Here is a 6,414-nt window from a genome sequence, read left to right on the forward strand (position 1 = left end):
GGCAACTGCTGGGACAACGCCGTGATCGAGAGGATCTTCAAGACGCTCAAGTACGAGTGGGTACCTGAAGGAGGCTACGCATCTATCGCCGAGGCCGAGAAGGAGCTGACCGACTTTCTGATCTACTACAACCTAGAACGGCAACACTCGCGACTAAACGACATCCCGCCAGTGCTCTTCGAGCAACTGGCGGCTCAGGCTCCTACACCGGTGTCCAGAAAAGCTTGACCACTGCAATTCATCGGCGAACCCTCAGCGGTGATATTGCGAACGAGGCATTGCGTCGCATCGTGCGGGCGTTCAACCGCCCGCACGATCACCACAAGGCATCATTCGCAACCTCGACAGCCTGAGGGTTCGCCGCTGAAGCGGCGCCTACAGAAAGCAGCCTGGTCGTTCATCAAACCTCGACTGACGAAGCGGCGTGGCGCCTGTGCCGCACGCAACCTCAAGGTCCAACCCGGCCGCGACTCCCGCGCGCAGCACGAGCGTCAGCGCACAACCCTCGCAAAAACCCACGTATTCACACTGCCGCAACACCCGTCTGCGTCACTGTGAATGCCTTCGCGTGCCCGGGTCCATTGGCACGATGCATACATCCGACCCGGCATGCTCGTACCAACTCCCGAGGAACACGAGTACATGTCGGCAAGCATGCGTGCGCCCCTTTGCATCTACTACCTGCACCCCCTGCTTGCAGGGCCGATGACCGCGTGGAACCCCTGGATCGAGCACGCGGCCTCGCTGGGCTTCCGCCAACTGCTGATCGCACCGCCTTTCGAGGCTTCGGCCTGCGGTGATGTTTTCGTGACGCGGGATTTCGACAGGCTCAACCCCGCGCTCGGCGCCGATGGCGACGCGACGACACGACTCGGTCAGATCGCCAAGGCCTGCCGGGCGCAGCATATGGAGCTTTGGCTCGACCTGCCGCTGGACGAACTGGCGTCGGATTCGGCAGTGCGCGGCGAGCACCCCGACTGGTTCCGCGGGATCGCGGCCGAACACGGCACGCCTGATCCGCGGTGGACACCCAGCGAAAGTGACAGCGCCCGCTGGCGCCTCAACGATCCCACCGTGGCCGCCGCTGCCACCCAATGGTGGATCGAGCGACTTCGGCGCTGGGCATCCGCGGGAGTGGCGGGCTTTCGTCTGATGCACCCCCAGCGACTCCCCGCGTCCCTGTGGAAGACGCTGATCGACGCCGTGCATCAGGAAGCGCCTGAGGCGGGTTTCCTGGCCTGGACCCCGGGCAGCACGCCGGATGACCTCGACGCGATGCGCGGCGCGGGCTTCGACGCCGTGGTCTCGTCGGCCGCCTGGTGGGACTTCAAGGCGGCCTGGTTCGCCGAGGAGGCTGTCAGGTTGCAGGCGATCGCCCCTTCGCTGGCCTGCACCGAGGAGCCGTTTGCCACTCGGCTGGGTGACGAACTGGGCGAAGAAAACCAGCTCGACCATGCGTATCGTCGCGCGATTGCCTTCGCAGCGACGGCGCCTGCTGGCTGGTTGATGCCGGTCGGCTTTGAATACGCCGCTCACGATGCACTCGATCCGCGACGGGGCAATGCCATCACTCCCGCCGAGCTGGCAGCAGGTGCCGTGCTGGACGTGACGGCGACCGTGAAAGCAGCGAATGCAGCGATCGGCGAACACCTCGGCGGTGTCCCCACCATCGTGACGCGCAAGGGTATCGCTGCGTTCCTCACTGTCGACGGCGCGGATCCCCGCACGGCTGACCGCGCCACCTTGACCCTGGTCAATGCCTCGCTCGATCGCGAAGCACCGCTCACGGCCGACGACGCCTTGATCGGCGACGCTTCCCACTTCGGTCCCTGGACCACCCCCGACGGCCGCAAGGTCTTCGATGAAGGCCATGGCGTCGTCCTGCATCCCGGTGCCGTCCTGACGTTGACGGCCGGTGCCGGCGTGCCGGTGAAACGCAAGATCGGTGCCTCCGCCCATAAGGATTTCATGCAGTCCGCCACCAAAGCCCCACGTATCGTTATCGAAGCCGTTCAGCCGACCGTGGACGGTGGCCGCTTTCCCGCCAAACGCATCGTCGGCCAGGCCGTCGATGTGACGGCCGACATCTTCGCGGACGGCCACGACGTCCTTGCCGCGCGTCTGCGCTACCGCGCGCTGGACGAAAAGGCCTGGCGCGAGGTCATGCTGGAGCCGGTGAATAACGACATTCACACGGCGCGGTTCACACCAACGCGCATGGGCCGCTATGAGTTCCAGATCGAAGCCTGGCGCGATCCCTTCGCCAGCTATCGCCACGAGCTCGAGGTGAAGCACCAAGCCCACGTGCCTGTTGCGCTCGAGCTGGAGGAGGGCAGGCTACTCGTCGAGGCGCGTGCGAAGGATGCTTCGGGCGCGAAGGCGAAGGGTCTGCGTTCCCTTGCCACGGCTGTCGCCAGGGCCGAGGGCGATGAGCGCCTGGCGCTGCTGCTCGCCGACAGCACGCTGGAGCTGATGACGGCGACCGATCCGCGTGTTCGTTCGACGGTCACCGAATCGTTCCAGCTCGAAGTCGATCGGCGTGAGGCGGGTTTCGCCAGCTGGTACGAATTGTTCCCGCGCTCGATGACCGATGACAAGACGAAGCACGGCACCTTCCGTAACACGATCGCCCGCCTGCCGGCGGTTCGTGACATGGGCTTCGACGTACTCTATTTCCCGCCGATCCATCCGATCGGCACGGCCTTCCGAAAGGGACCGAACAACACGTTGACACCGGGCCCCGATGATCCGGGCAGCCCCTATGCCATCGGTTCGCCGGAGGGTGGCCACACGGCGATCCACCCGCAGCTGGGCACGCTCGACGACTTCCGCGCACTGCGTGACGCCGCTCACGAGCACGGCCTGGAACTGGCGCTCGATTTCGCCATCCAGTGTTCGCAGGACCACCCGTGGTTGAAGGAACATCCCGAATGGTTCGACTGGCGACCGGACGGCAGCATCCGTTACGCGGAGAACCCACCGAAGAAGTACCAGGACATCGTCAATGTCGACTTCTACGCCGAAGGTGCCGTGCCGTCGCTTTGGCAGGCACTGTGCGATGTCGTGCTGTTCTGGGCCAATGAGGGCGTGCGCACCTTCCGCGTGGACAATCCTCACACCAAACCCTTCCCGTTCTGGGAGTGGATGATCGCCCGCGTCCGCGCGAAGTATCCCGATGCGCTGTTCCTCTCCGAGGCGTTCACCCGCCCCAAGCCGATGTATCGCCTCGCCAAGGTCGGTTTCAGTCAGTCGTACACCTATTTCACCTGGCGCAACTCCAAGCAGGAGTTCGTCGACTACCTGACCGAGCTGACGACTACGCCGCCGAAGGATTTCTTCCGGCCGAACTTCTTCGTCAATACGCCGGACATCGATCCTTATTTCCTGCAGACCTCGGGCCGTCCCGGTTTCCTTATCCGTGCGGCGCTGGCGACCACGCTGTCCGGTCTGTGGGGCATGTACTCCGGTTTCGAGATCTGCGAAGCCGCGCCCATGCCTGGCAAGGAGGAGTACCTGGACTCGGAAAAGTACGAGATCCGCGTCCGCGACTTCAACGCCCCGGGCAATATCGTCGCTGAGATCACCCAGCTCAACGCCATCCGCCGCGCACATCCAGCGCTGCAGAGTCATCTCGGTGTGCGCTTCCTGCCTGCGAACAACGCCCAGGTGTTGTTCTTCGAGAAGCGCTCCGGCGACGACGTGGTCCTGGTAGCCATCAGCATGGATCCGCATAACGCCCAGGCTGCCGACCTTTCCCTGCCGCTGGCCGACTGGGGCTATGCCTCCGACGCCCAGCTCGATATCCACGACCTGCTTCACAACCAACCCATCGCCTGGCGCGGCGCCGATCAGCATGTGTGGCTCGGCCTCGGCCAGCCCTATGCGATCTGGCACGTGCGGCTTCCCGGAGTCTGATCCATGGCTACACGCGCCAAAGCAAAAAAACAGGCCGCCGCTCCCGATTTCTCGAGCGACCCGCTCTGGTACAAGGACGCCATCATTTACCAGGTGCATCTGAAGTCGTACTTCGACTCCAACGATGACGGTGTCGGTGACTTCCAGGGCCTGATCGAGAAGCTCGACTACATTGCGGAGCTGGGCGTGAACACGCTCTGGCTGTTGCCTTTCTATCCGAGCCCCCGGCGCGACGATGGCTACGACATCGCCGAGTACAAGGCGGTGCACGAGGACTATGGCAAGCTCGCCGACGTCAAGCGTTTCATCAACGAAGCGCATGCCCGCGGCTTGCGTGTGATCACCGAGCTGGTCATCAACCACACCTCCGACCAGCACCCCTGGTTCCAGCGCGCACGGGCGGCGAAAGCAGGCTCGGCGGCGCGGAACTTCTACGTGTGGTCGGATACGGACCAGGCTTACGACGGCACCCGCATCATCTTCCTCGACACTGAAAAGTCGAACTGGACCTGGGATCCGGTGGCTGGCCAGTATTTCTGGCACCGCTTCTTCTCGCACCAGCCGGACCTTAATTTCGACAATCCGGCGGTGCTGAAGGCGGTCCTCGACGTGATGCGCTTCTGGCTGGACATGGGCGTGGATGGCCTGCGTCTGGACGCCGTGCCGTACCTGATCGAACGCGAAGGGACCAATAACGAGAACCTTCCCGAAACGCACGACATCCTCAAGGTGATGCGCGCGGAAATCGACCAGCACTATCCCGATCGCATGCTCCTGGCCGAGGCCAACCAGTGGCCCGAAGACACGCAGGATTACTTCGGCAACGGCGACGAATGCCATATGGCCTTCCATTTTCCGCTGATGCCGCGCATGTACATGGCGATCGCGCGTGAAGACCGCTTCCCGATCACCGACATCATGCGGCAGACCCCGGCCATCCCGGAGAACTGCCAGTGGGCGATCTTCCTGCGCAACCACGACGAGCTCACGCTCGAAATGGTGACGGACAACGAACGCGACTACCTGTGGCAGACCTATGCCGCTGACAAGCGCGCGCGCATCAATCTCGGTATCCGTCGCCGGCTGGCGCCGCTGCTCGAACGCGATCGCCGCCGTATCGAACTGATGAACGCGTTGCTGCTGTCGATGCCCGGGACGCCGGTGCTGTATTACGGTGACGAGATCGGCATGGGTGACAACATTCACCTGGGCGATCGCGATGGTGTGCGTACGCCGATGCAGTGGTCGGTCGATCGCAATGGTGGATTTTCGCGCGCCGATCCCGCCAGCCTTGTCCTGCCGCCGATCATGGATCCGCTCTACGGCTACCAGGCGATCAACGTCGAGGCACAGTCCCGCGACCMTCATTCGCTGCTGAACTGGACGCGCCGCATGCTCGCCGTGCGCAAGCGCTACAAGGCCTTCGGGCGCGGCACGCTCAAGTTCCTGTACCCCGGCAATCGCAAGGTGCTCGCGTATCTGCGTGAGTTCGACGGCGAGCACGTGCTTTGCGTGGCAAACATGTCGCGTTCCCTGCAGGCGGTCGAGCTCGACCTCGCGTCCTTCGACGGCCAGGTGCCGATCGAAATCATGGGTGGCTCGTCATTCCCTCCGGTGGGGCAGTTGCCCTACCTTCTGACCGTGCCTCCGTACGGCTTCTATGCCTTCCAGATCTGCCCGAACGCGCAGATGCCGGAATGGCACGAGATTCCCGCCGAGCCCTTGCCCGACTACGAAACCCTGGTGGTTCGTGGTGCCCTTGTCGACGGCCCGGTGATGGCGCATCACCGTGGGGTTATCGAGAAGCAGGTGCTGCCGACCTACCTTGGTGTGCGCCGCTGGTTTGCGGCCAAGGATCGGGGTATCGAGTCGGTAAAGATTCTCTACGCCGTGCCCTGGCCCGATCGTGGCGACGATCTCGTGTTCACGGAAATCGAAGCAACCCTTGCCGACGGCGGCACCGAGCGCTACAGCCTTCCGGTCGGCATCGTCTGGGAAGACGAGAGTCCGACGGCGCGATCGCAGCAGCTGACGCTCGCGCGTGTGCGCCGTGGTCGCCGTATCGGCCTTCTCACCGACGGCTTCTCGCTCGAGGCGTTTGCATCCGGTCTGCTGATCGGCCTGCGCAACGAGGTGGAGCTACCGGTGAATCGCGGCTTCGTGCGTTTCGAACGCACGGATGCCTTCGACCCGGATGCCTTCGCCAGTGACGTTGAAAACCGCTGGATGACGACCGAACAGTCGAACAGTTCGATGATCCTGCACGACCAGGGCGTGTTGAAGCTGTTCCGTCGCACCTCGGCCGGGATCAATCCCGAAGTGGAGATGGGCCGTTTCCTCACCGAGAAGGGTTACGCCAACACGTCGCCGCTGCTTGGCGAGGTGGTACGTGTCGACGAACACGGCGATCGCACGACCATCGCTGTCCTACAGGGCTTCCTGCGCAACCAGGGTGACGCCTGGCGCTGGACCCTGGACTTCCTGCGTCGCAGCTATGAC

General features: G+C 63.6%; 3 protein-coding genes. All 3 read left to right on the top strand.

Annotated features, from left to right (window positions below; genetic code table 11):
* Nucleotides 1-228 (top strand): integrase core domain-containing protein (locus tag AC1DSN_RS16840; RefSeq protein ID WP_477331787.1); only part of this gene is annotated, 228 nt, incomplete at its 5' end.
* 414 nt (nt 229-642) lie between these two features.
* Entirely contained in the window at nt 643-3,915 is a 3,273-nt protein-coding gene (locus AC1DSN_RS16845) for a maltotransferase domain-containing protein (RefSeq protein ID WP_477331789.1), read from the top strand.
* Nucleotides 3,916-3,918: 3 nt separating this feature from the next.
* Nucleotides 3,919-6,414, top strand: a 2,496-nt coding sequence (gene treS / locus AC1DSN_RS16850) for a maltose alpha-D-glucosyltransferase (RefSeq protein ID WP_477331791.1), incomplete at its 3' end; no start/stop codon positions are given.

This window comes from Luteibacter sp. P4_D7_3 (genome assembly GCF_056401735.1).

Coding starts and splice junctions, on each gene's coding strand:
- AC1DSN_RS16845 (WP_477331789.1), top strand. CDS start 643: ATGTCGGCAAGCATGCGTGCGCCCCTTTGCATCTACTACCTGCACCCC.